Origin of the sequence: Arthrobacter sulfonylureivorans (assembly GCF_047607445.1) — a bacterium.
GTDB lineage: Bacteria > Actinomycetota > Actinomycetes > Actinomycetales > Micrococcaceae > Crystallibacter > Crystallibacter sulfonylureivorans_A.
On sequence record NZ_JBLKRT010000012.1, the window covers coordinates 20,182 to 45,897 of the forward strand.

At 61.4% G+C, this 25,716-nt stretch carries 20 protein-coding genes; 4 read left to right on the forward strand and 16 right to left on the reverse strand.

The genetic code is table 11. The features are described from left to right. Nucleotides 1-114 precede the first annotated feature (114 nt). The 3 genes from ACMX2H_RS07610 (at nt 115) to ACMX2H_RS07620 (ending at nt 4,785) form a co-directional block, all read left to right on the forward strand. Nucleotides 115-1,338, forward strand: coding sequence for a CDP-glycerol glycerophosphotransferase family protein (locus ACMX2H_RS07610; protein WP_414959927.1), 1,224 nt, complete (start codon nt 115-117; stop codon nt 1,336-1,338). A 187-nt stretch (nt 1,339-1,525) separates the two neighbouring features. After that, nucleotides 1,526-3,613: an acyltransferase family protein gene (locus ACMX2H_RS07615; RefSeq protein ID WP_414959986.1), complete on the forward strand. Its 2,088-nt coding sequence runs from the start codon at nt 1,526-1,528 to the stop codon at nt 3,611-3,613. A 110-nt stretch (nt 3,614-3,723) separates the two neighbouring features. Further along, nucleotides 3,724-4,785 (forward strand): acyltransferase family protein, encoded by a 1,062-nt coding sequence (locus ACMX2H_RS07620; protein ID WP_414959928.1) that lies wholly within the window; start codon nt 3,724-3,726, stop codon nt 4,783-4,785. A 41-nt stretch (nt 4,786-4,826) separates the two neighbouring features. Here ACMX2H_RS07620 and ACMX2H_RS07625 read toward each other — a convergent pair whose 3' ends face one another. Together ACMX2H_RS07625 and ACMX2H_RS07630 are read right to left on the reverse strand one after the other, a co-directional pair. Continuing rightward, on the reverse strand, nt 4,827-6,689 hold the full coding sequence (locus ACMX2H_RS07625; RefSeq protein WP_414959929.1) for a glycosyltransferase: 1,863 nt from the start codon (nt 6,687-6,689) through the stop codon (nt 4,827-4,829). Then, on the reverse strand, nt 6,686-7,069 hold the full coding sequence (locus ACMX2H_RS07630; protein ID WP_414959930.1) for a hypothetical protein: 384 nt from the start codon (nt 7,067-7,069) through the stop codon (nt 6,686-6,688). Before ACMX2H_RS07630 ends, ACMX2H_RS07625 begins: the two co-directional genes overlap by 4 nt. 179 nt (nt 7,070-7,248) lie before the next feature. On the opposite strand from ACMX2H_RS07630, the gene ACMX2H_RS07635 reads away from it, so the two are divergent. Then, complete coding sequence (locus tag ACMX2H_RS07635) at nt 7,249-9,819, forward strand: hypothetical protein (protein WP_414959931.1); 2,571 nt, start codon at nt 7,249-7,251, stop codon at nt 9,817-9,819. A gap of 51 nt (nt 9,820-9,870) precedes the next feature. Here ACMX2H_RS07635 and ACMX2H_RS07640 read toward each other — a convergent pair whose 3' ends face one another. The 14 genes from ACMX2H_RS07640 to ACMX2H_RS07705 form a co-directional block, all read right to left on the reverse strand. Next, the gene (locus ACMX2H_RS07640) at nt 9,871-10,605 is read right to left on the reverse strand and encodes a polysaccharide deacetylase family protein (protein WP_414959932.1); all 735 of its coding nucleotides are present in this window, start codon (nt 10,603-10,605) and stop codon (nt 9,871-9,873) included. 537 nt (nt 10,606-11,142) lie between these two features. Then, on the reverse strand, nt 11,143-11,841 hold the full coding sequence (locus tag ACMX2H_RS07645; protein WP_414959933.1) for a polysaccharide deacetylase family protein: 699 nt from the start codon (nt 11,839-11,841) through the stop codon (nt 11,143-11,145). 203 nt (nt 11,842-12,044) lie between these two features. Continuing rightward, nucleotides 12,045-13,160 carry a mannose-1-phosphate guanylyltransferase gene (locus tag ACMX2H_RS07650; RefSeq protein ID WP_414959934.1) on the reverse strand — a complete coding sequence of 372 codons (1,116 nt, stop codon included), beginning with the start codon at nt 13,158-13,160 and terminating at the stop codon, nt 12,045-12,047. Continuing rightward, complete coding sequence (locus ACMX2H_RS07655) at nt 13,160-14,578, reverse strand: phosphomannomutase/phosphoglucomutase (RefSeq protein WP_414959987.1); 1,419 nt, start codon at nt 14,576-14,578, stop codon at nt 13,160-13,162. Before ACMX2H_RS07655 ends, ACMX2H_RS07650 begins: the two co-directional genes overlap by 1 nt. 61 nt (nt 14,579-14,639) lie before the next feature. Then, nucleotides 14,640-15,698, reverse strand: coding sequence for an acyltransferase family protein (locus ACMX2H_RS07660; protein WP_414959935.1), 1,059 nt, complete (start codon nt 15,696-15,698; stop codon nt 14,640-14,642). Further along, the gene (locus ACMX2H_RS07665; protein ID WP_414959936.1) at nt 15,695-18,478 is read right to left on the reverse strand and encodes a bifunctional glycosyltransferase/CDP-glycerol:glycerophosphate glycerophosphotransferase; all 2,784 of its coding nucleotides are present in this window, start codon (nt 18,476-18,478) and stop codon (nt 15,695-15,697) included. The genes ACMX2H_RS07660 and ACMX2H_RS07665 overlap by 4 nt, the downstream gene beginning before the upstream one ends. Then, complete coding sequence (locus ACMX2H_RS07670; RefSeq protein WP_414959937.1) at nt 18,465-19,937, reverse strand: stealth family protein; 1,473 nt, start codon at nt 19,935-19,937, stop codon at nt 18,465-18,467. Before ACMX2H_RS07670 ends, ACMX2H_RS07665 begins: the two co-directional genes overlap by 14 nt. 222 nt (nt 19,938-20,159) lie before the next feature. Continuing rightward, complete coding sequence (locus tag ACMX2H_RS07675; protein ID WP_414959938.1) at nt 20,160-20,621, reverse strand: adenylyltransferase/cytidyltransferase family protein; 462 nt, start codon at nt 20,619-20,621, stop codon at nt 20,160-20,162. Between the two features lie 95 nt (nt 20,622-20,716). Then, nucleotides 20,717-21,595, reverse strand: a complete 879-nt coding sequence (locus ACMX2H_RS07680; RefSeq protein WP_414959939.1) for a glycosyltransferase family 2 protein — start codon at nt 21,593-21,595, stop codon at nt 20,717-20,719. 47 nt (nt 21,596-21,642) lie between these two features. Further along, complete coding sequence (locus ACMX2H_RS07685) at nt 21,643-22,467, reverse strand: CDP-alcohol phosphatidyltransferase family protein (RefSeq protein ID WP_414959940.1); 825 nt, start codon at nt 22,465-22,467, stop codon at nt 21,643-21,645. Next, nucleotides 22,464-23,537: a glycosyltransferase family 2 protein gene (locus ACMX2H_RS07690; RefSeq protein ID WP_414959941.1), complete on the reverse strand. Its 1,074-nt coding sequence runs from the start codon at nt 23,535-23,537 to the stop codon at nt 22,464-22,466. Before ACMX2H_RS07690 ends, ACMX2H_RS07685 begins: the two co-directional genes overlap by 4 nt. Then, a complete protein-coding gene (locus tag ACMX2H_RS07695; protein ID WP_414959942.1) occupies nt 23,537-24,328 on the reverse strand; it encodes an ABC transporter ATP-binding protein in 792 nt (263 codons plus the stop codon). The genes ACMX2H_RS07690 and ACMX2H_RS07695 overlap by 1 nt, the downstream gene beginning before the upstream one ends. Continuing rightward, nucleotides 24,312-25,160, reverse strand: coding sequence for an ABC transporter permease (locus ACMX2H_RS07700; RefSeq protein ID WP_414959943.1), 849 nt, complete (start codon nt 25,158-25,160; stop codon nt 24,312-24,314). Before ACMX2H_RS07700 ends, ACMX2H_RS07695 begins: the two co-directional genes overlap by 17 nt. A gap of 85 nt (nt 25,161-25,245) precedes the next feature. After that, nucleotides 25,246-25,677, reverse strand: a complete 432-nt coding sequence (locus ACMX2H_RS07705; RefSeq protein ID WP_136786981.1) for a DUF3224 domain-containing protein — start codon at nt 25,675-25,677, stop codon at nt 25,246-25,248. Nucleotides 25,678-25,716: the final 39 nt, after the last annotated feature.

Genomic DNA, 25,716 nt, shown 5'->3' on the forward strand with positions numbered 1-25,716 from the left:
GCAAGAGTCGATACAGTTTAGCAACCCAAGCCTGACAAAAAGCTGGATAAAAGGCCGTGCCGCGCCCGGCGGTTTCGATAGGCTGTAAGCTCCCGACCGCTACAGGAGTGCTTAGTGCCATTCACCGCCACCGCCCGTCGCGCGCTTAAGTTCGTCGGGAACCACGCCACCAACGCCGTGGTTGGGAGAAGCGTCCGGGCGCAGTTGGATTCAGCGAACTCCGCCGGCCCTACGCGCTTCGACTGCGTGGTCTACTTTGCGGACGAGCCTTCCAGCGCCTATCAGCTCCGGCAATGGTTCGCTCCTCTGGCCCGGCTCGCCCGCACACACCGGGTGGCCTTGCTGGTGCACCGGCCCACCACGGCCGCCGAACTGCTTAAGGACTCACCGCTCCCGATCTTCCTGGCCCAGGGAATCGACCAAGTGGAGAAGTTCATTCAGGACAAGAGCGTGCATCTGGTCTTTTACGTCAACAACAACAGAGACAACTTCACGGTCCTCCGCCTGACCGAGCAGGTCCACGTCCACCTCAGCCACGGCGAGAGTGACAAGATCTCCATGGCCTCCAACCAGCTCAAGGCTTACGACTACGCCTTCATCGCCGGGCAGGCCTCGCGCGACCGCATTATGGGCAGCGTCCGGCGGATGGACCCGGCAAAGTTGGTCGAGGTCGGGCGTCCCCAATTGGACAGCGCGGCGCCCGAAACAGAGGACCGTGACGGCAAGCGCGACAGGGCCGGTACTACCGTCAGCAATCGCATTACAGTGCTCTACGCGCCCACGTGGGAAGGCGACCGGCCGGCCATGGCGTATGGGTCGTTGTTGTCTCACGGAGTCGGGATGGTGGAGGCCATCCTGGCCGACCCACAGTACCGGCTGATCTTCCGGCCGCATCCACGCACGGGCGTCCGGGTGCCGGCGCACCGGGCCGCCGCCAAGGACATCAGCGCCCTGATAGAGGACGCCGGAAGGCGGACCCCGGGCGCCGGGCACTACGTGGACCGGCGACCGGATTTCACCGTCGCTATGGCTGAGGCGGATGTATGCGTCTGCGACCTTTCTGCTATGGCCATGGACTGGCTGCCGCGGCGAAAGCCCCTTCTGCTCACCCGACCCGTCGATCCGGCCGCCGCAGTCGACCAGAATGGCGTAGCGGGCGCCGTGCCACTTTTGAAGGCGGAAGACGCCGGGCGTGCCCCACACATCATTGGCGACCTGCTGTCCCGTCCCGTTGGCCAGGCCCAGCTTGACCTGATTCACCATCACTTCGGGGACACCACTCCCGGTGCCAGCACGCGCCGGTTCTTGGACGCCGTGGAACGCGCGTTGGACGGCTGAACGCACTCGTCACCCGGCACAGGTCGCTACTCCACGCCAGGCAGTTCCCTGCTCCTAGGGCGCTGAGTACAATGGCCCGCAGACGGAAATTGGGGAATTTCTACCGTCAGGAGCCAGCACGCAAGATCAGCCAGCCCCGCGCAGTACAGCACCCGATGCCACCGGATTCCGGGAGGACATCCAAGGACTGCGTGCCTTGGCCGTCTCGCTGGTCCTGATCTACCACCTTTGGCCCGGGCTGCTGACCGGGGGCTATGTCGGGGTGGACGTCTTCTTCGTCATCTCCGGGTTCCTGATGACGGCACATCTCATCGGACGTCAGCCACGGACCGTCCGGGATCTGGCCCAGTTCTGGGGCCGTCGGATCCGGCGGCTGCTGCCGGCGTCGTTTCTGGTGCTCGCAGTCACGGCTGTGGCCGTCCGCCTCTTCGTTGTGCCCACACAGTGGGAAGTGATCGCCCGCCAGATCATGGCTTCCGCCCTGTACGTGCAGAACTGGGTACTCGCCGACACTGCGGTGGATTATCTGGCGGCCGATAATGCGCCGACGCCCACGCAACATTTCTGGTCCCTCTCGCTTGAGGAGCAGTTCTACCTTTTCTGGCCTCTGGTCATCCTGGCGGTCGTCTGGTGTGCCGGCGCTTGGAAGCTCCCCGTGGACCTCTTGGCCCGTGTTGTCATCTCGGCCGTGATCGCAGTCTCCCTGGCGGTGTCCATTCTGACTACCGCAGACGACGCCGGCCGCGCCTACTTCATCACCCCCACCCGGGTCTGGGAGCTCGCCGTGGGTGGCTTGGTCGCCACCGTGGTGCCGCTGGCTGCCACGCGGTTGCCCGGACCGGCAACGGCGCTGCTGGCCTGGTCTGGCATAGCCGCCATCGTCGCCGCCGGGGTGACGTTCACCGGTGAGACGCCGTTCCCCGGCTACACGGCGCTGCTCCCGGTGCTCGGAACAGCGCTGGTTATCCTCGCCGGGTCGCGCCGGGCGTACTCCCCCACCGGAGTTTTGCGGCAGAAACCCGTGCAGTGGCTCGGGGACGTCTCCTACTCGGTATACCTGTGGCACTGGCCGCTCATCTTGCTGGTACCGTTCGCCACCGGTGCTGCGCTCGACTGGTTTGGCAGGATGAGCATTCTTGTCCTGTCGCTCGGGCTGGCCGCGCTGACCAAGGTCTTCGTCGAGGACAGGTTCCGCTCCAGACTGCCCGCCCGGCGTCTGCTGCCAACCTACCGCTTCGCCGCCGTCGGCATGGCCGCCGTCATGGCGCTCGGCGGCCTGCAGCTCGCCGAAGTCGGCTACCGCAATCAATTGGCACAGGAACAGTTGGCGTCAGTCGAGACCAGCCGCGACCCGTGCATCGGCGCTGCTGCGATGGCCCGCGGGCCTGGGGAGTGCCAGCCCGAGACGCCGCCGCGCATGGTTCCGGAGCCCGCACTCGCCAAGGACGACCTTCCAGACGCCTACGCGGACGGCTGCTGGTCCTCGCGTGCTTTCACGGAGCGGCCGGTGTGCACATACGGCAACGGGAAAACCAAGGTGGCCTTGGTGGGCAACTCACACGCGGCCCAGTGGCTGCCTGCGTTGCAGGTGCTGGCAGAGAAGAATGACTGGACCCTGTCCACCTACCTGATCACCCGTTGCAACCTGACAACCGTCCCACTTGATTTCAACAACGCGGAACGTACCCGCAACTGCCTGGCGTACGGGAAATGGGTGATGGAGCAAACCAAGGGCGAGAAGTTCGACCTGGTAGTCACGTCCGCACGCCAGTCTGTGACCGTCGATGGCGAGAGCTGGAAGACAACCGAGGAGCCGGCAGTCGAGGGCTACAAAACTTATTTGTCCGAATGGGCGGCGTCCGGGACCAAGGTCCTGGTGCTCAGAGACTCCCCCTTCCCCGGCACCACGATCAGCTCAATCCCGGACTGCCTGGCCGCCCACCCGGACGAGCCATTAGCATGCGCCGGCACGCCGAAAAGCTGGTACTGGATGGATCCCTTGGACCGGGCGGTCCGGGAGCTGGGCGCCCCGGGCATCACCGCGGTCAATCTGGACCGCTTCTTCTGTGCCGATAATGTGTGTCCTGCCGTGATCGGCTCCATCGTCGCTTACCGTGACGGTTCGCACATCACGGCGACCTATGCCCGAACGTTGGCGCCATATCTCCGCGGTCCCATCCTCGCGGCGCTCGGGGAAGTTCAGGCAAAGTCGGATGCCCGGGCGCACGCCGCCGGGAGGTCCCCGGAATCCGCGGCCCGTGCCGTTTCGCCGTAGTTCAGGACCCAGCCAACCACCGAGCACGCGGGGAAGAACAATCAAGCCATCCGACCTCCCCCGGTAGACTGGACTGCGTTTTGCCCCCGACTCCTTGAAGGACCGATCGCTTGAGTGCCGCCGTTGCCTTAGCCCCAGCCCAGCAGGGCGTCCGCCAGACTTGGATCGACCAGGCTCGCTGGGCCGCGATCATCCTGGTGGTCGTCGGCCATGGGGTTGGCATGCTGCGCTCCGAGAGCGGGGTGGCCCTGGTCGTCTCCAACTTCGTCTACATGTTCCATATCCCTGTCCTGATCCTACTGGCCGGCTGGGGTGCGCGCAGGGCTCAAGCCGACGGTAAGACACTCTCTAAGGTCTTCTGGCAACTGTTGGTGCCGTATGTGATCTTCCAGCTGATCGCGTTCCTCGCGAACTACCTGCTCGAGGGCGATCAACCGAGTTGGACCTTTACGTCCCAGACTTTTGGGCTCTGGTTCCTGGTGGCCTTGGCTGGCTGGCGCCTGCTGGCGCCTTGGTTCCGTGGACTGCGGTTCGCCATCCCAATCGCCGTCGTGGTTGCTTTGTTGGCCGGGCTGAGTCCGGCGATCGATGGCTTCCTCTCGCTTTCGCGCATCCTGGTCTTCCTTCCGGTCTTCCTTGCGGGCCCCTGGATTGTGGACCGAGTTTCGGAGTGGCGGCAGGACTGGCGGCTGCGCGCTGCGGGAGCAGCCGTCGTCGGCCTCGGTGCTGCCGCTGTTCTCTTGCTTCAGGACGATTTCTGGCGGCCGCCTTTCCTTGGCGATATCGGTTACGAGGCGCTCGAGGTGGGCGATGTCGAGGGCATGGTGTGGCGGCTGGTCGTGCTGGCAGTGGGCACGATCATGGCCACCGGGTTCATGCTGATGCTGCCCGGAAGACCCGGGGCACCGACGCGGCTAGGCGCCTGGACCGCACGGGCGGGCCAGCACACCATGTGCCCGTACCTGCTCCATCTGCCCCTGCTGACAATAGTGGGGGCAACCTCGCTGCTAGACGCCGGCAGCCCGACCGCTCGCGCCCTGGTGGTCATCGGTTCTGCGGTGCTGTTCAGCGCCTCGACCGTTTCCCGGCCCATTGTCCTGCTGACCCGCCCGTTGGTAGATCCGCGCGGCGCCTGGAACGCCCTGAGGATGTTGAAGCCAGCCGGTAACTAGGCCAAGGCGGTTCACGGACCGAGCCGTGACGCTACGGCCGCCTACGCGAATTGCAGGCTGAGCGAACCGTGCTGCGTGGCATACGGCCGCCATGAGGATGCGCCCGGGTAGCCGATCCTGAACGTGCGCAGCACGTTATTGCCCTCCACCTGCAAGAAGATGTCCAAGAAGCCGTTGGCTTCGGAAACCCCTTCGTCCAGCTGCCCATCAGTGGCAGCGGCGTGCAGCCGCAGCTTTCCGGGTGCATGCTCCAGCACCTCGGCAGGAATGAACGCCGGTCCGCCCTCGGTCCGGCGGCCAATCACCAAGTGGGCGCGCAGCAGTTCTTCTGCGGCCGGGCCGGAGCTCTGCCGCCAGGTGAGTTCGCCGTGGATTTCCAATCCACCGGTGGCCGGCAGTCCGACTTCCTCAAGGACGAAATCCATGCGGGACAGCACCACACGATCCGGCACCTGCCGCCACGCCTGCTCCAACACCCCTGCCCACTGACCGACAACCGCCGGATCAGAGAACTGCTCACTGCTCTCCCATGCCGCCTGGCCCATAGCGCGGGCCAACTCAGGGTCTGTACAGAGCTTAATCACACGTTCGGCAGCGGCCGCTATGTCCTGAGCCGGCACTAGGAAGCCGTTGACGCTGTCCTCGATCACATCGCTGGGACCATAACGGATGTCATAGGACACCGGTGGGCACCCGCGGCCCAGGCTCTCCATCAACGCCAGCGGCTGGCCCTCGTTACGGCTGGTCAGCAAGGAGAAGCCGGCCGTCTCAAACTGCTCGGCAGCATTCGGCGTATGTCCGTGGAGCCGTACGACGTCGGTCATCGCCAGTTCCGAAATCTTGGCCTGCACTTGCTCCTGCAGCGAACCGGTGCCGTAAACGTCCAAGACGACATGGGGCAGCTCTTGGTGTACCAACGCCATAACCTCGACGGCGTGGGCTACGTTTTTCTGGTTTTCCAGGCGCACCACCATGACACCCCGGTTTCGGTCCCGCCCTTCGAAAGGCGGCAGAACATCAGCGCGCGGCTTGGGATTGGAGACGGTGAAAAGGTTCGTCGCTTTCCCAAACCGATCCTCGTAATCCTGGCGGTGCTTCCGTGTGAGGAATATCAACCCATCCCAAGCAGCGCTGTCTTCAAAGATCGGTTTGCGGCCCGGGGCCAGCTTGCCAATGAACGGGTCTCCGCCAGCAAGGATGTGACTGTTGTGGATGACCGCCATCTTGATGATGTTCTGCTCGTTCAGCGGAGCAACGACGCGCGCTGCAAAGCCGCTGTCCACAATGAAGGCAGCACGGTCCCCGGCAGCCAACTCCTTCATCCAATGACGGTAGAAGTCGCCGGCCGAACGCCAGCGGCCCACTGCCTGGCCCACGCCGTTGAGCAGCGTGATGTAGCGTCCCAAGGCCGTGCCAGCCGAGTCGACGGGGGCCTCGTCGCGCAGGAACTCGGTACCGTCCGCGCGGTAGTACGTGCGGTGGGCCACCGTTGTTCCATCCGGCCGCATGAACGTGCGCATGAAAACCTGCCCGGAAGGATCAAGGACCACATCGGGGTCCCCGGCGAGGCCTTGGTCCACGGGGACTGTCGGCACGTTCAGGGCGGAGAGAGCCGAGAGCTCGGCGTTTCGATAGTGCTGGAAAACGTTGAGTACCTGGGTTTCGCGGGCTAGCTTCCCCTGCTCGCGGAGTCGGTCTGCCAGGGCCTCATAGCTGGGTTCCGGCTCGAAGGTGATGATCGAAGCCGTCCGCCCACCGAATCGGGTAAAGGCCCCCGCCCGGTGCAGGCACATGGTGGTCATGCCACCGAAGCTTTCGGGCAGGCCCCACAGGACCATGAAGTACCTGCCCTCAGGCAGGGTGGACGCCCGGGCGACTGAATTCATCCTGTTCACGGTGCTCACACAGCCTTCCGTTTAAAGCTGAGGTTGCCGAATTTCGTCGGGTAGGGCAGCCAGCGCAGGGACTGCAGCTGCCAACTCACCCGGGTCCGCACCGCGCCGGAGCCATGGCGGGACTGGAAATAGAGGTCCACGAATTCCCCGGGGGCCGCGCCCAGATCCGCCAGCGGGATCCGGCAGCTTACCTGCTCAGTACCGCCGGTCTCCTGAGAGGTCTGGGCTTCGTACTCGCGTTCGGCTTTGGTTCCACGGACCGCGAGGATGAAGGAGTAGTCACCCGGCTGCTCCCGGCTTGAGCTCACTGTGCCGGACAGCGTCAACAACCCGTCCGCGGATACGCTGGCCTTGCTGGGTTCAAACGCTGCCGACGGCGTCTGCAACACGGTGGTTCCCCCTCGCGGGATCAAGTGACATGCTCTCAAGGGCCCATTCGGCCCGCCACAAACTCTATAGCTTCAGGCGGCTCCCACTGTGCAAGGCTGGCCGCCGTGTCAAGCTCCGCTTTGGGTTGCCAGTACACTGGAGGGCTGACGCTCCACCCGCTGCAGCCAAGGACAAGACTTTGACCAACCGAGACTCCCTTGCCGGCCGTGTCCTGCGCACCGGCAAACGCCATCTGAAGACCACCCTCAAGCCGGCCGCGCGGGCCATCCTGCCCGCAGTATCCAACGTCGCCGGCGCGTCTCAAGCGCCAGCGGTGCCGTTGACCGCCCCCGAGGCGTGGGCCAAGACTAAGCAGCCAGCGGCTGCAGCCTCGCCGTCGTTGATCACCGCAGTTTCGGGCGGCGGCACTCTGGTGCCGGAGTTCATTGGTGATGCCCGGCAAAACATCGCTGCTGGCAGCGCCCAACTGGTTCTTGCGGCGAGCTACAGCTTGCGCGACGCCGGTGCCAGCCATGAATTCGTGCATGCACTGCAGGGCATGGCCCTGTTGGAGATCTCCGGCCCCGAGATGGCGTGGGGGCAGTTCGAGCAGCTGGGCGACGACCGGATCATCACCCTGTGCCCGGACGAGTATTTTGCGGCAGCCTTCTCGCAGGCGCCAGAGACGGCTGCAAAGGTCCTGGACCGGCTGCTCGCGGACGAGGCGCATCTGGAGTGGACCGCGCTGGCTGTGCTGCATGTGGCGCAGAAAGCCTTCGCCCGGGGCGAGCTGGACTCGGCCCGCACGTTGACCGCCTTCGGCCTCAGCGACGCGGCACCGTCCCACACCGGGCACGTCCGAAGGGAGTTCGAGCGGCTTCAGACGTGGTTCCCGGAGGGTGCGCGACGCCAGCCCATCCAGGTCCCTGCCGCGGACGCCACGTTCGGCGTGCTCAGCTACCAGCAGCCGGACGCCTGGTCCCGAAACGTCGGCGACTACATCCAGACGCTGGCCTCCATGGGCCACCTGGTGCGCCACGCCAACCTCAAGTTCGTCGGCGATCCGGCGCTCGTGGGCTTCCTGAAAGACATTCAGTCCCAGGTCAAGGACGAGCGGCGCATCGACGGGCCGGCCGCAACGGTCGCCGTCGTCGAGACCCACCGGGATAGCAGCCCGTTGCAGGACATCCCGAAGAACACCTGGATGCTGGCCTTTGGCTGGTACATGCACCACACGTTCGGCCAGCACTTCAACTTCCCGTTCCACCCGAACATCCGGCCGATCTTCGTCTCCTTCCATGTGAACAAGCCCGCAATGCTCACACCGGAGGCCATCGCTTATTTGAAGGAGCATGGGCCGGTGGGTTGCCGCGACTGGCAGACCGTGGCCCTGCTGCGTGCTGCCGGGATCCCCGCGTTCTTCTCAGGCTGCATCACCACCACCGTGGACACCGTTTTCCGGCGGGACGGCCGGGACGAGCGGTCCAAGACCGCATTTGTGGACGCGCCCCAGACCGGTCCCGGCGACATCCTGCTGCAGACCCAGAAGGGCATGCGGGAGATGCCGTTCGCGAAGAAGCTTGAAACGGCTCGGACCTGGATCAAGGGCTACCACACCGATTACAAGAACATCAGCACCTCGCGGCTGCACTGCTTCCTTCCGGCACGCTCCGTGGGCTGCGAAGTCGACTTCATGCCGAAGAACCGCTCCGACGTGCGCTTTGGCGGACTGATCGATACTTCCCAGGCAGAGTTCGACGCGATCCGCACCGGCATTCTGGACAAGGTCGCGGCGATCATCCCGCTGATCACGTCCGGAGCCGCCAAGGAGGACGTTTACCGGACATGGGCCGAGGTCTGCGCGCCGGCCATGGCGGAGGCGGACAAGTTCCTCGCCCAGGCCCCGGAGACTGAGGTAAAGGACGACGACGTCGCGCGGCTTGTCGCTGCTGCCGCGCCGACTGGTGTGCCCGCCCAGCATGACGCCACTGACGTCGTGCTGGACCATGGCAAGGCCAGCGCACCGCACCTGCCCAAACTGCTGCACTCCGTGGTGGAGCACACAGAGGGGAAGGTGCGCGTCTGGATCATGGAGGATGACGTCCCGGCCGCAACCCGTGCCGAAGCTGAAGCGATAGATCCCCGCCTGGAGGTCGTCTGGTTGTCTGCCAAGGCTCTGCGCGACGATCACCTCATCCGCGAGAACTCGAGCCTGAAGCATCGGGAATTGTTGTTGGCCTTGGTCCCGGAGCTTCTGGCCGGCGCGAAGCGCGCGGTCTTTCTCAACGCCGCAACCCTAGTGCGCGGGGATCTGGCCAAGATGGCCGCCTTGCCTCTGAAGGACCGGCCGCTGGCGGCACGGGACGAGCACCGTAAGGGGCGGCAGAGCGGCTTCGCGTTGCTGCGCTCCATCTCGGGCCGTCACGGCCAGAATCACCGCAAGGCCATGGAGATGGTCGCTGTGACGCACGCTGCCCATCAGTTCGATTTCCGGGTCTTTGACGCGTCGGTCTTCGTACTGGACCTTGAGGTTGCTCGGAAGTCCGGGCTGGCCCGCCGCGTGGCCACCCTGCTACTCAACTATGAAATGGACTTCGGGGAGGCCCTCAACGCCGTGGTCGGAGCCGACCGCGCCGTCCTGCCCGACGACTGGAACCACTCCGCATTGATCGGTGAGAACCAGGATCCGAGCATCGTCAACTGGCGGGACACAGAGAAGCCCTGGGGCAACGGCTACGGTCCGTTCATCCGGGACTGGCGCAGCCTGTAGTCCACAGCTTTCGTCTGCCGCGGGCCATCCGCGGCAGGCCGAAGCCCAAAATCAGCAGGGAAGCCTTTGCGGCAGCTTCCTAGGACTAGTGACGATGGCGCCTCTGTTGTCCAGACCGCGGTAGGCCCGGCAAACCCTCAGACCGCGGTCTTCCAGCCCAGCCTTGATCTTAGCGATGGCGTCCGGGTTGAAGGCTTTCCACCCCATATGCATCAGGATGGTGGCTCCCGGTTTGGCCAACTTCGCGCCGGCTGAAACCACCTGCGCCTTGGACTTTCCCTGTGCGTCTTTGGTGTAGCCGGTCCAGTTCCATGGCTTCATCCCAACCTTCTTGTATCCGCAGCGGACTGATCCACCCAGCTTGCCGTACGGTGGGCGGCCGAAGTTAGTCACGACGCCAGGAGCCCGCAGCTCTCGAGCGACGGCGGCGCAGCTGAGCTTGTCGAAGTTCTTGGGGTGGGTAATGCTGTGGTTTATTACATACTGGCCATGGGCACGCGCCAGCTTGGCCAGGTCCACACCGTTCCGCTCTCGATACTTGGCGAGGCACCTCCCGGTGGGAGCCAAAACGAGGCCATCGTTCTTCTTCTTGGCGTACTTGAGCACCGTCTTGAAGGCCGTCAGGCTCGTGGGACACCCGTCATAGGTCAGGATGACGCGCTGGCTGTAGTTGGGCCCGCGCCGCTCATCGTAAGTCGCCGCTGAGGCCGCTTGTGCACTGGAGACAAAGCTGCCGGCCACCAATGCAAGGGCGGCCAGCGTTGTCAGAATTTGGCGAACCCTCACCGTTTCCCCCTTCGGTGTGCGGCTACGTCCTCGTGAACAGTGGCTTTCGGAGGGTGCGGCCTGCAGGAATGCTAGCTGCAGTGTATTGCCGTTGTGGCTGGGTTGTCTCGAGGTTCTGCAGAATTGATCGATTCGGTGAGGAGTGTTCAAACGGAAACAACCGCTGCGCGCCTCTTCACGCCCTAGGACAATCAGCGCCGGACTGCTGTCAGGTATGAATACGAAGGAACCGCACATCAAGCGACATCCACTCCCTTTACCCAACTCGTAGTCGATCATCTGTGGACGTGTGAGGGCGGCAGAAACAGCACTGACCTCGCGATCACAGAAGAGGCCGCTAGCGCAGCGAGACCGTCGGAACTCGCGGGATTGCCACGGTGCCGCTCGCCACACTTTTTGTTTAGGTGCTTGGCCAGGAGTCTGTTCGGCAGGACCGAGGCCGGCTTCCATGTGCGTGGCGGACCTTTGCCGCAAAGGATCGCGGGCTATCCGACGTGATTGACACCTAGTACCCGCTGCTCGAATAAGTCCACGGCCTCAGCACGGGAGTCGGTTCGGCAACTTCACAGGGCTGCCAATAATGGCCCCCCTGTTGTCGAGGCCACGATAAGCACGACAAAGTCTCAGTCCGCGATCCTCTAACTTTGCCTTAATCTTGCTTATAGCGTCAGGGTTGAAACCCTTGTCCTCCATGTGCATCAGGATAGTCGCTCCAGGCTTCGCCACCCTCGCGGCTGCTGCGATGATCTCCGCTTTCGACTTGCCCATCCAGTCCCCTGTACTTCCGGTCCAAAGCCATGGCTTCATGCTCACCCTCGCGTAACCACATCTGACAGTCGCGTCAATGCCTCCATATGGAGGCCGCCCGTAATTCGTCACGACACCAGGCCGACCGAGTTCGCGTGCCACGCCTTCGCAACTGAGCTTACGGAGATCTTTCGGATGGTTGACACTATGGTTGATGACGTATTGACCATAGCTCCGGGCGAGCTTTGCGAGATCTACTCCATATTTCTGGCGGAATCTCTCAATACAAACACCCGTCGGCGCAAAGACATGTCCGTCGTTCTTGCGCTTCGCATACTTTATGACCCGTTGAAAGTCGGTCAAGTTCACTGGGCAGTCGTCAAACGTTAGTATGACTCGGCTCGAGTAATTAGGTCCCCTCTTTTCGTCATAAGTTACGGCTGACGCCGCCTGTGCTCCCGAAACAAGGCTGGTAGTTGCCAGAACCATTGTGGCAACCACAGCCAAAATACGACCTAACCTCACGACGACCACCCCACTTACCCGCCGGTACGTGAGTGCCTCTTAACACTCATGGGACTACACGGCTAGGTGAAGAGTGGAGCAGGTACCTTGGAAAAACCTTATGGAGGCACGAATCAGACGCTGACAGTCAGGGCCTAAGCCAGTGAGATGCCCTGCGACGGCAGGGTCTAAAGCACGTCTATGTCTCCGCTAGCCCTTAGGTGCTCGACGGCGGACTTAACCTGCTGAGCGTGTTCCTTTGTGGTGACCAGCAGCGCGTCCGGGGTGTCCACCACGACCACATTGTCTATACCGATCAGCGCGATGACACGCTTGGTGTCGGAGACCACGACGCCGGAGGCGGTATCGGAGTACACGCGCGCGCCCTCTCCCAGCACCGTCAAGTCGGACATTTCGGCAGCCGCATTTAGCCGACCGATCGCGGCGAAGTCCCCTACGTCATCCCAACTAAAGCCGCCGGGAATCATCGCCACATCACCAGCGGCGGCGGCGGGCTCAGCCACCGCGTAGTCGATGGCCGTCTTCGGCAGCGAGGGCCATACGCGTTGCACCGTTTCTGCTCGCGCGGGCGTCCCCCACACTGCGGCGATTTCCATCAGGCCGGCATGCAACTCCGGCTCGTTCGCTTCCAAGTGCTTGAGCAGAAGGTCTACCGGCGCGACGAACATGCCCGCATTCCAGTGATAACCGCCGGTCGCAAGATATGAGGCTGCTGTTCCTTCGTCTGGCTTCTCCACGTAATCCGCTACAGCGAATGCGCTCGGTGCACTGGCTAGATTCAGGGGGTCCGCAGTCCTGATGTACCCGAACCCCGTGGATGCGTGCGTAGGGGTGATTCCGATGGTGACGATGTAACCCTCGGCTGCGACGTGAACTGCATCGCGGACTGCGGATTGGAAGGCCTCCACCGGGTGAATAACCTGGTCCGCGGCGAAGGAGCCCATGATGATCGAGGGGTCGCGATAGTGCAGAATTGCCGCTGCCAGCCCAATTGCCGCTGCAGAGTCCTTCGGCTCCGGTTCGAGCACAAGGTTGGCGGCCGCGAGTTCAGGCAACTGCTCCATCACTGCGCGGCGATGGGCACGGCCCGAGACGACCATTGTCCGCCCACCGCTCAGCGGCGCCAGACGCGCGTAAGTTGCTCGGATCAGCGTAGATCCGGAGCCTGTCAGATCGTGAAGGAACTTCGGCGCAGCCGCCCGGGACAGCGGCCACAACCGAGTACCCACGCCGCCCGCCGGAATAACACTGTAGAAGCGCTTAAGCACATCGTCTGGACGCATCAGTCCCCCTGCCGCACGAGCGATAGAACTCGGTCTCGTAAGCGTTCCATGACCGCTTTCTCCCTAGCCTCGCCGTTAAAGCGCAGGAACGGTTCCGTGTTGGACGGTCGCAGGTTGAACCACCAAGAACCATTGACGGCGGAGACCGTGGTGCCATCCAATGTCTCGACATTCACTTCCTCCCCTCGGAAGGATGACAACACGCGTTCGACGGCGGCGAGCTTGTCAGTTACCTCCGAGTTGATTTCTCCGGAAGCGAAGTACGGTTCATATTCGCGCGCCAACTCCGAAAGTGGCCGGTCTTGGTCGGCGAGGGCTGCCAGCACATGCATGGCCGCCAACATCCCGGTGTCGGCGTTGAAGAAGTCCCGGAAGTAGTAGTGGGCCGAGTGCTCCCCTCCGAAAACCGCACCCTCGCTGGCCATCACGGCTTTGATGAACGAGTGGCCAACACGAGTGCGGACAGCGCGTCCGCCCTTGGCCGCCACCAGTTCGGGGACAGCGCGAGAGGTGATCAGATTGTGAATGATGACCGGTTCTGCCTCGCCTGCCGCCTGAGCGCGGGCAATCTCGCGGCTAGCTACCAGGGCAGTCACCGCGGATGGAGAGACTGGCGTACCGCGCTCGTCCACGACGAAGCAGCGATCCGCGTCACCGTCGAAGGCCAGGCCAATGTCGGCGCCTTGTTCGACGACTGCAGCCTGCAGGTCGAGCAGGTTCTCTGGCTCAAGGGGGTTTGCCGGGTGGTTAGGGAAAGTACCGTCGAGCTCGAAGTAAAGCGGAACGATCTGGAGCGGCAAACCCGGCAGCAACTTGTCCCCTAGAACGGCCGGTGTGGTTAGTCCCGCCATCCCATTACCGGCATCAACTACTACTTTCAGGGTCCGGTTCCCGGCAAGATCAACAAGCGAGCGCAGGTGCTTCGCGTAGCCGAGAAGCGTGTCCGCTTCAGAGATGGTCCCTGCAACGACGCCAACTCCCGCCGGACTGGGAATCCCCACAGCGAGATATGAAGCGGCTGCGTCTCGTACAGCAAACAGTCCGGTCTCAGCCGAGACCGGAACCGCACCGGGGCGGGCCAACTTAATCCCGTTGTACTGCGCAGGATTGTGGCTGGCGGTGAAAACGGCACCGGCCGCGGCCCGGACTCCGCAGGCATAGTACAACTGGTCGGTGGAGATCCGCCCAAGCATAACCGGGTTTGCCCCGCGGGCAGCCGCACCGGCAGCAAATGCATCCTCGAACACCGGCGAAGACGGTCGCGCGTCGCCGCCCACTAAAACCTCCTCCCCGTCCAAACCCAACACGTCCACGAAGGCCGCCCCTATCGCCTCGGCAGTGGCGGAGGTAAGGGTTTCGCCGACGATGCCCCGCACGTCATATGCCTTGAAGGCCGAAAACAGATCTACTTGATTCATTATGCTCAAATCACTAATGACGTTTTTATGTTGCAGCAGGCTATCTACGCCAATTCCTAATTCAATTTACAGCTCGGTCCTGGTCCTTCAGGCTGACTGGAACATATTGAGGCGACACCAAGAAGCGAAATATAGTCTTCACGCTATTACTCGCAAGTAGCAAGCAAATCACGATCGCCAGCACAACGACGACTACAAATTGCCAAGGTTCACGAACGAGGCTGTCTATTGTCGATAGTCCGAAGGTTAACGTAATGAATCCGTGAAGAACGTAGACGTACATGGAATTCTCGCCGCATCGAGTGAAAATGTTTCGCCCAGTCGGCACAAGAACGCAGACGGCAGCCGTCATGATGAGTGCGAGGACAATCATTCCTAAGCGAATCCCGATCCCAGACATAGTCGAGACCTCGAGCTTCTCGTAGGTCAGATTCCAGTATAGCCAGTTGATACCGAGTTTTTCATGAAACACCATAGCAAATGGCATGGCCGCAACTAGTACAAGCGCAGCCGCTGTTTTTATGCCGAGACCGCGACTTTTGGGCAGTCGACCTCTGCCGATTACAAGACCGATGACAAAGAAAGGCAGATAAGCGAATACTCGGTTAAGCGCAAGAGTGTTATCCAGACTTCCGGTCAGTCCAGCTCCTAGCGATATTAGGATCGAAATAGGAATGACGAATGGAATCCGGAGAAGGATCGGGGCCATCCACCGCCAAATCAACAACGCAGGGAGGAACCACAGAAGATACATCGGTGACAGAAACCGGTCGATATTCCAATCAACGGGGTATCCTCTATAGTCATAGTAGGCCATATAAATCGCTTGGAATATCACGTAAGGCACAAGCAAGGTCCGGACTAAGCTACCGACTTCCTTGTCTGCAATCTTTATACCACGCGTCAACATGCCTGAAAGCAGCACGAACGCCGGCATGTGGAAAAAATATATCCATGTGTATAGAAAACCGCTGGGAGCGAAAGAACCAAGCGTCTGGCCAGCAGCATGTCCGACCACTACCAGAACGATGAGGACGGCCTTGAGATTATCTATATAACTATCCCGACGTCCTGATGCGCTGGCGCTCAACTCTTGGACAGTGCCGCGATGCGCCTTCACTTCGTCCCTTCAACCGGCATCGGCCTGGATGGGGACACAGGCGCAAGCCACTTATCCAGACCCGAATCAAATGGTTTAATTGCTTTCTTAAAACTCAGCGGCTTCGCGCTGTCCCTCATAGCGTTAAAGACGCGCAAAGAGTTGCTGCCATCCCGGACGGGGAAGGTGGCCTTGATTCTGTCTTGGTAGAGCTGTTCTGGCCCACCACGGGCAGCGATGTAGGACGTCGCCTCCACGGCCGACTCGACATTTTCTACAACAGGACCGAAGCCGTTTTCTTCGTAGGAGAAATAGCCGGGGCGTTCCGTGTGTCCCCCGCCGAAGTATTCATCACGATCAAATTGGAAGTAGACGACTGCACTGTCCAGGTACGCAATGTTGAAGGCAATCGATGAGTAGTCGGTGACCATCACTGCGGTCTCGGCCATCACCTGTTGCACATCGTCGGCGCCGTATCGTTTGATCTCGACGTACTCGGGGACCTCGAAAGCGTCCATGTACGGTTGGGTGTTGGGGTGCGGCATGAAGGCGATAGTTAGGTCGTACTCCTCGGCTACGGCCCGGAGCTTTGGCGAATGTAACAACGCCTTGTAGTTCCTTACATAGTCGCTTTCTGTGAAGCCATCGTTATGCTCCCTCGCGGCAGAGCCGGTCAGTGTCTGGCCGACCAAGTAGCTGCGCCAGGTAGGTGCAATAAGTATCAGATTCGGACGTTCTACGGCTTGGCGCTTGCGCAGCAGCGCGTCATGACGGGGCAGACCTGTGAGCCTGACCTCCTTGGAACTAAACCGGTAGGGCGATCCGTCCCCGGCAATGCTGTTGTATTCGTCCCTGGTGGAAGTGATGAACAGGTCCACTGACTTCGGGTTCAGCCAACGAGACAGATCTCCCTTGATGATCCCGTGCTGGAGGAAGGTGAACCGCCACTGCCGGGATCCGTACTTCTGCGGCAGGGGCTTTACTACATAGTTGTCAATGTGCGAGGAAGCATAATGGTCGGCGGAGAGCATCAGCAGCTTCCACTGGAAGGAACCATATTCGACCAGTTTCACGCCAGCCTTCTGGAGCCTGTCCCAGTCGGGAGCGTCGCGGCGTAAAACGTACCACGCATTGATCTTCGGGCGATTGGCACGCAACCAGTGATACAGCTCTTCGGCACTGTCATTGGCTTCGTTGTCCCGGTCCATTAACACCCAAGCGGACCCATACTTGGCTTTGACCGCGGGAGACCTCAGCAACCAGGCAGTCCACACATCGAGAAGATTCTCCTTGGTCAACGCCCGAGTGGTCCTGTTGGTCTGGGCTTTGGCCCAGCGCAGGAAGTATCGTTTGCGCGTGGATTCCCTCTTACGATACCGGACCGGAGTCGCGCGAATCATCGCCTCACGCATCGCGGAAAGCTTGCTAACGTGAAGAGTCGAATCGGGCCGATTCGGTTCATTCTGGACGAACCGAACCAAGCGGCCATTGAGCCGAAGCTTTGCCGTGCCTTCCGCGGAGATCCAAAGCGTACGTTCCTTCAAAACCGTTCGCCGTAAAAAGTTCAAATGTTGAATTTTTGCGTGCCTTGGCTGAACCCGGCGACCCTTAACGAAAATTTCTTCCTCGGGCAACTCGCCTGTATACCGATACGTCAGCTTGACGAGGTTCTGCAGGGGGTCTAGCGGACGGACTATGGCGTAGTCCGTGACAAATGGAGCGGAGTCGTAGCCCCAAATAAGGGCCTGCCGCATCCACAGTGCGATCGGCATAGCATCGAAAGCCATGACCGACTCCTCATCTATGTAACCGAGGATCTCAGTTAGCAGAGAGTGGTACTCGTCAAACACCTCATCGGGTAGCCCTGCACTTGCCGAGAAAATCGCCTGGTCACTCTTGAGATACCAGAAGACATCGTAAAGCACCACATTCTGCAGCCATTGCGGCACAGTGCCTTTTAGCTCGTTGGCTCGGCGGAGAATGTCGAGGAGGCCATACCGGGGCACGTCGGTGTAGCTCCCAGGATTGCCGTGGCTGGTCTGCAGTGTGGAAGTACCGTCAGACCTACGGCGGTACAGGTACTTAGACGAGGAAACTATCCCGATCAGCGGGAGTTCGGAACGAAGCAAGTAGTTGGAAACGAAGTGTGCATCCTCGAACTTCGGACGAATCTGCTCACCAAAGTAGATCTCATGCTCTCTCAGCACAGAAACGCGAAAGAACGCTGTTGTTGCCTGCATTTGGATGGAGTTGGGATAACCGCGCAAGTCAACGACGCGATTGCCACCCGTAAATCGGCCGCGCAACGGATGCCCGTCCCTGACTTCACCAGTAGTTTCCTCAAAGAAAATTGGGTTGGTGGCATACAGTACTGCCTCGCGATGGTCCTTGCTAACCATGAACTTATGCGATTCAGCAAAGTAGTCTGCGTCCAGCATGTCGTCCGGATCGACGAAACAAACCCATTCATGCCTAACCGCGGAGAGTCCGAGGTTTCGGGCCGAAGCCTGACCGCCGTTCTCCTTGTGCAGCACAGTGACATTCGAGTGCCGTTCCGCCCAAGCGTCGGCAATTGAACCCGTGTCGTCTGTCGAACCATCATTGACAAGAACTACGTCGAGTTTCTCGAAGCCGTAGTTCTGCTGTTCCAACGAACGGAAGAAATCGTCAAGATATCGTCCGATGTTGTACATCGCGACCACTAGGGAAAACCCCCCGTGGTTGTCCCGGTCGGGGGTGTTGGCTGTCGTCTTTGGCTCGTCGCTTGCTGACGCACTCAGATCAAGGCTAGTTGCCGTCATTGTCACTGGTTCTTTCGAATTGACTCGGTACGGGAAGATAGGAGGCCAGGAACCGCCGGATTAGCCGGTCCGAAGCTTGGCGTTCCTCGTCTGTCTGCTCCGTGGCTCCATCGTTCACGCAGAAGGCATCGTAGGCACGGCTGCGGGCGATGGCGCTCATGCGTTTTAGCCCGTCCTCGGTGGCTGGGTCCACGTATTCGTAACGGAGCCTTCCAGGAACGGCAGCACCGCTCGCCAATGCATGGTTGAGATATAGCGAACCAGCTGCGGCAATATCGCTTGTGGTGCGGAAGACCGCGCCCCTCGTTTCCTTGAAGGCGGCCGGATGGCGGTCCTCAAGGTCTTCCATGACCGACACCCGCAGGGCAGCGGCCGTATGGAAAAACTTCTGCGTCTGGACCACTCCGAAATCTTGGATGAGGATCTCACGCGCGTTCTTGGCGGCAGTGGACGAAGCGATCTCGCCAATTACAGGCGCACGGAAGTCGACGAGAGCCCGGGACTGGAAAACCTTGCCGACGCCATTCGGGTGGAAGAAGAGCTCGGAGGCAACGGGCCGACCCAGCAGCATGTCGTCATTGAGGTAGAGGAAGTACTCTGACAGCCCCGGAATGCGGTGCAGGCAGGCTTCAATCGCATGCGAGTTGAAGTTCGGCAGTCCGGTTTCATCCGGCCAGATGTCCTTGTGGTCCACTATGTGTACTTTGGGGTTGTCCGTGTTCAGCCACGACGGCGTCTGGCCAGCTGTAACGATCCAGATGTTGTTGACCCACGGGGCAAACTGTTCAAGTGACCTCAGGCTGTAGCGAAGCTCGTCATGGTCGGCAAACCGGGCGTCGTGGTGGGCGCGCTCGGTAAAGGCAGCTACGTCCGCAACGCCGGCTGCTTCTGCCTTCTTCTCCAGCCAAGCCGGGTCAGTGCCGTCCACCCAAGTGTAGACAACGTCAACCTTGAGCTGTGTCCAGGCCAAATGCTGATAAGCAGACCAAACTTTGGGGACGCCTTGGTCATCACAGTCCGCTGCCTCGACCCGCGACAGGGACGTAGCCCGTTCAGTCCACACCGGCGGCTGGAGGATGCCCTGCTCGTCCAAGTCCCAGAACTGGATGTCTACGCCCTGTTGAGGGCCGGCCGTGAAAGAACTTTGCACATTGGCACGCACGTATTCCCATATCCGAATCGCCTGCGGAGAGCCAGCGGCACCGGAACTTACGCGCTTCACTATGGGCGCCGCGTGGTTCTTTTCAGAAACAGCCGCGCAATACCATTGGCCAAGCTGATTCGAGGCCTGCAGGACGCTCCAGACTCGGCCTCTGTCGGAAGCCGCGACGCCGATAGCGGAGGGTTGGTTACTCCGTCGCGGTACCACCCAAAAGGGGATCCCGGCGTCGTGGAGTATGTCCCTGACCAACTTAAAGGTCTTCAGCCGCTGCTCCGGCAGTCGCAGCTCGGGATCCATCCGCCAGATCAACGGGACCCGGAAGTGAGTCAGGATGCGGTGATTCTCACTCAGTCCGGACCGGCGAGCATGCCTGACAAAGGCCCTTGCCGAAACCTGCTTCGATGCCTCGGAATGAACCCTGCGCAGCACCCTCTGCACTGAATTCCTAACCATGGATCTCTCCTAAATCAATTCGTCCGGCACAAGCTGCAGCAGTGCTTTGCGAATGCTGCACGTTGCTCAGCTCAGCTCTTTGACGATCTGGCTGATACTGTCCAAAGTCCGCTTCAGCTCCTCGACGTGGCGTTCGTCGAAGGCGCTCAGCACCCGCTTCATCTCCGTCGTGGAGATACCGCTGGTCCGAGGCAGGTAGACGACCTCGGCCTTATCCTTGAGGTCGTCAAACTTTCCGCGCCAGTCCTCGCCGATGCCAAAGACATCGACGCCGTACTTCTCGATGTCCTGGCGTTTCTGCTCCCAGTTTTCCTCAGGGATCGCCAGATCGACATAGCGGATGGCCCGCACGATTTCGATCCGCTGCTCAAAAGGGACGATAGGCTTCTTGCCCTTGACCGCGTTGAAGTCATCGGTAGAAACACCGACGATCAGCCGGTCCCCCAGCTCACTCAAGCGCCGGAGGACGTTCAGATGACCAACATGGAACAGGTCGAACGTCCCGTATGTGAGGACTGTCTTGCCCACGCCTACACCTCGAACCTTGAATTAACCTTTAATTTGCCTGTTAAGAGTTTAGGCTAACGATTCGACGAACCGGAGCCATTGCACAGCTGAGTTGCCTAGATCACCGGCCAGCGACCTGAGGCGCCCATCCGGATGATGGTGGACCACTTCAGCTTTCGCCTGTTCTCCCCCGGCCCCCACGGATCCTGCTGCCAGCCGGCACGCCAACCGGCGAACCACGGCTTGAGCTGTCCCAGATCTTTTCGGGAGCGCAGGACCTGGACCAGCGTCCAAGATCCTACGTACGCCCAACTGAAGGGCCACCGCAGGTTGCGCCGGGCAAGCCAGACCCGATTGCGGGCGTTGAGGCGGAAGAATTCCTCGTGCCGGCGAGGATCAATCACCGGGTGTCCTGCGCGCAAATCCCCGGCGTACCAGGTGCGGAAACCGGTGTCCCAGACCCGCCAGGCGAATTCAATGCCTTCGTGGGCGTACCAGAAGGTAGAGGGCCAGCCGCCGGTGCGATCAAACACGTCGCGGCGCATGGCGATGGCCATCTCAACGACGGAAAACACGTTGCTGGATGCGTGGGCGCTGCCCTTGCGGAGCCGCGGGATCCACCTCTGCGGCGCGTCAGGGTCCGCCGGGTCTTCGATCCGCGGCTGGATCATGCCGATGTCTGGCCGGTCCCGGAACAAGTCTGCGCAGGAAACGAGGAAGTCTTCGTCGGGCAACCAGGCGTCGTCGTCGAGGAAGAAGAGGAAGTCCCCCGAGACGTGCGGAACGCCCGCGTTCCTCCCGGCCGGTATTCCCAGGTTTTCTTCCAAGTGCAGCGACTTGAAGCCTGGGGGCAGCCCTTCGGGCATCCAACCGTTACCGACCACGACCACGTCCAGGCTGACGCCACGCTGGGATTGAAGTGAGGCAAAGCCGCGTTGTAGATCATCCGGCCGCGTGCCCTGGGTCAAGATGACAACACCGAAGGTTGGCGCCATAGTGGAGTCTCGTGGCGCTGTTGAACGTTTCTCCGGCACTGTAGCGCTCACTTTCGCAGCCTCGGTGACGCCATGATCGCCACGAAGTGGCCGATGTTGACCAACAGAACTGCCGGCACCATTACGTAGAGCAGCCAGCGCTCCCCTAGTGCCGGAACGCCTGCAACCACCGAAACCACTGAGGCCGCCAAGATCATTAGGCTCATTTCCACCGAATGCAGCACCCGGTGGAAGGGCAGGAACCGGGCCAATCGGCGTAACCGTCCGACCAGAGTCGCTGACGGGACTCCCTTCGCCGCGGCGGTGTCCGGCAGCTTATCCAGTCCGGCCAGCGCCCGACTGGCGTGGACCATCTCGTTCTGCGCCTTGTTCAGCACGATCAGGAACGCCAGCACTGCGCCAAGGAATAGGAGGAAATACGCCTGTCCCGGATCACTGCCAAGCAGGCCAAGGTCCCCAAGGCAACGCAGTCCCAGCGCGATGGGTATCAAGCCTTCGGTGGTGTAATGGCCGATCTTGTCCAGGAAGATGCCTTTTGGGCTCTGCGTGCCGCGCCAGCGCGCCACTTCCCCATCACTGCAGTCGAAGTACAACTGAAGCTGCGAGAAGAACACCGCCAGCAGCGGACCCCAGATGCCTGGGATGAGCAGGCAGGCGGAGATCGCCCAGCCGGACAGGATCATCAGCCCGGTGACGCCGTTGGCGCTGATGGGGGTACGCACCAGCGCGCTGGTCAGGTAGATGGAGATGTGCCGCAGGTACAGCTCGGCGGTCCAGTGCTCCGCATTCTTGCGGCTGCGCACCTCCGGCGGCTGGGCGACGGCGCGCAACTGCTCGAGCGTGGGACGCGCCGGGCGGGTGGTACCGGTCACGACTTCCTCCGGCTGGTGTCGACAGTGCCAGCGGCGCCGAAGAGCCGGCCGCGAAGGTAGCCCAAGCCCCAGCTGACGTGGATGCCGGGCAGCACCGCCAGCAAACGAAGTCGTTCCGGCTTGCCTAGACCGCCCGCCATGGTGGCGGACGCGTAGGCGATGCCTGCACCATAGAGAGCCGGGATCAGGCCGGCGGCAGCCGTAGGGTACTTCAACCAGGCAGGAGAGTGGCGGGTGACCCCCGTTGCCGAGAGCACAGCGCCGGAAGCGCCGGCCGCCAAGCCCGCCACCAACAGCGGGGGCATGAAGTGCCGTAGGGACTTGCCTTCCCGGTGCCGTCGGGCAAGCTCTGCACGCCAAATGCCGGCCGCGTAGAACTGCCGTACGAGCTTGCCAAAGTTGGCTCGCGGCCAGTAAGTGACCTTAAGCTCTGGGTCGAACCAGACGTCAAAGCCGGCCTGGCGCAGCCGCAAGCACATGTCCCAGTCCTGTCCGCGCCACAGGGTCTCTTCAAAAAGTCCTACTTCGTCGAAGACTTCGCGTCGGAAGACTCCAAGATATGCCGACTCGGCCGGTCCCTCGGGCGCACCGCTGTGGTACGCGGCGCCGCCGAGTCCCAACGGAGACACGTATGCCGCGGCTACCGCCCGCTGGAACGCGGTCTTCCCTTGGGCGTCCATGAGCCCGCCCACATCTGCCGCACCGGTCCGGCGGAGGGTTTCCACCGCGCGCGCGGTGTAGTGCGGTTCCAGTTCAGTGTGCGCGTCCACCCGAACTATCACCGGAAACTGAGAGGCCTGAAGAGCAAGATTGAGGCCGGCCGGCGTCCGGCCGGTAGGGCTGGCGACGCTGCGCAGCCGCGGCTCCTGAGCTTGAAGTTCGGCAACGATCCGGTTGGTGCCATCCGTTGAAGGGCCGAGGGCAACCACCACCTCTTTGGGCCCGTCGTATTCCTGCCCCAGAATGCTCTGGACGGCATCCTGAATATGCGCAGCCTCGTTGAGAACCGGCATGATGTAGGAAACGCCGGGGCGCTCCTCCAACGGAGGCAGGGCGGATGTAGAGGCCACTATTTCCTGGACTCCCGGTAGGCCTTCACGACTTCCTTCGGGTCGCCGTCCATTTCCAGAACACCCTTATTGATCCAGATCACCCGGCTGCAGGTGTCCAGAATGGATTTCATGGAGTGCGAGACCAGGAACACGGTGCCGGCGTTCTCGCGGATCTCCCGGATTCGTGCCTCGCTGCGTTCGCGGAAGCGCTGGTCCCCCACGGCGAGGGCTTCGTCGACGATCAGAATCTCGTGCTGCTTCGAGGCTGCAATGGCGAACTTCAGCCGTGCCTGCATGCCGGATGAATAAGTCCGCATAGGCAGATCGATGAAGTCTTCCAGCTCGGCGAACTCCACGATCTTGTCCCGGAGCTCGTTGATCTCTTGCTTAGAGAACCCGAGAGCCAAACCACCGAGCTGGATGTTCTTTTCGCCCGACAAGTCGGGGATCAAGGCAGCTCCAACACCCAGCAGGTTAGGACGAGAGGTGGCGTAAACGGCGCCCTGGGCAGGCGGGGTGAGGCCGACCAGAGTCCGCATCAGGGTGGACTTTCCGGAACCGTTGGAACCGATGACTCCAATGGACTCGTTCTCGTACGCTGTGAACGATATCCCTTTCAGGGCGTGGACTGTCCGCACTCGGCCGGCGGCCCTCTGCAGCAGTGAACGTCCCGTTCCCTTGACCGGTTTGCCACCGGCATGGACGTGGTACTTCACGTGGAGGTCGTCCACGACAACCACGGGTTTCCGTCCGTCGGATGTCGCCTCTGTGCCGATCAACTCTTCTCCTGTCTCAGTCAACTCGGCCATACCGCTCCTCAGCTACCCAAAAGAACAGGACCCCGGCAAGGAAAACCGCCACCGACCAGACGGAAAAGTAGAGCCAGTACATTGGGTCGTAGTCCATCCCCGGCATCAGGATCCCTCGGGCGATGGAGAGGATTTCGTGCAAAGGATGGAAGTCGAAGATCCTGACGGCCCAAGGATGGGATGCCAGGATGCGGTCGATCGCAAATAGGACGCCCGACGTATAGAACAAGATCCGGGTCACGAGCGGGAGTAGCTGGGTCAGGTCCCTAACATGGACAGTCAGCCTGGCGGCGATGAGTGCAACACCCAAGTTGAAGACCGTGAAGATGGCAACCAGTGGGATAATCAGCAGCCATTCCACACTGATCGGGGCGCCCAAGATCAGGATGTAGATGAACATCACGGCCAGCATTGGCACGAGCGTCATCAGGTTCTGGAGCACTGTGGAGACGGGCAACGTGATGCGTGGGAAGGCCAACGACTGAACCAAGGCGCCGTTTCCGGTGATGGACTTGGCGCCGTTGTTCATGGAGGTGGCGAAAAACTCGAAGAGGAAAACGCCGATCACCACGTACATGGGGAAGTTTTCAGGGCGGTTAGCGCCTTGCAGGATGCCGAAAATCGCCCCGTACATCAGTGCATTCAACGTGGGCTTAATGAAGATCCAGAGCATGCCGAGCCTGTTGCGCTGGTTGGACGCCTCGATCTTGCCCCGCGCCATGGCGACGGCGAAGTCGCGACGGGTCCATGCTTCCGATAGGTATCGGAACAGCGAGGGCCGGGCGCCGACTCGGTGGAGGCGGTTCTCGCTCGCATATTCGGCAAGGCTCATGCCAGGTAGTTTCCCTTACTCACGCTTGGATGGCAGCGTCGCCATCCCAGGGGGACCGGCGGTGCACCTACCGAGTTTAGTTGATTCAACTCCGAACCGCGGACTCGTCCTCGCGGAAGAACACCCGCAGTTCTAGGCTGTGCTGCCCTGCTGCGTCCTGCACGTAGATGGCTTTGCCCACGATTCCTTCGAGGGCGCCTGTACCGGAACCCGGGATGATGTGACCGTCGCTGGCCGCGGCTTCGCCCTCGGCGAGGCCCCAGTGTTGGATCACCATGGTGCCTTCGCGGCCGTCCACAGATCCGGTGAAGACCTCGGACGCGACGTAGCCGGCACCGGTAGCGTTCCCGGCCATGAGCAACTCGGCGCGACTGGTTCCTGTGATTAACCCGTCAAAAACCTTGGTCACGAGTACGCGGCTCAGATCGGAGTTGGTTCCTTCGACTTCGTACGGCTCGGGAACCCAGTCGGTGACGTCAAAGTCCGCTGCGATGATGTGTTCGGCGTCGTTGGTCATGAGGCCTACAATCTCCTAGGTAGCTGCCGGACGCAGATC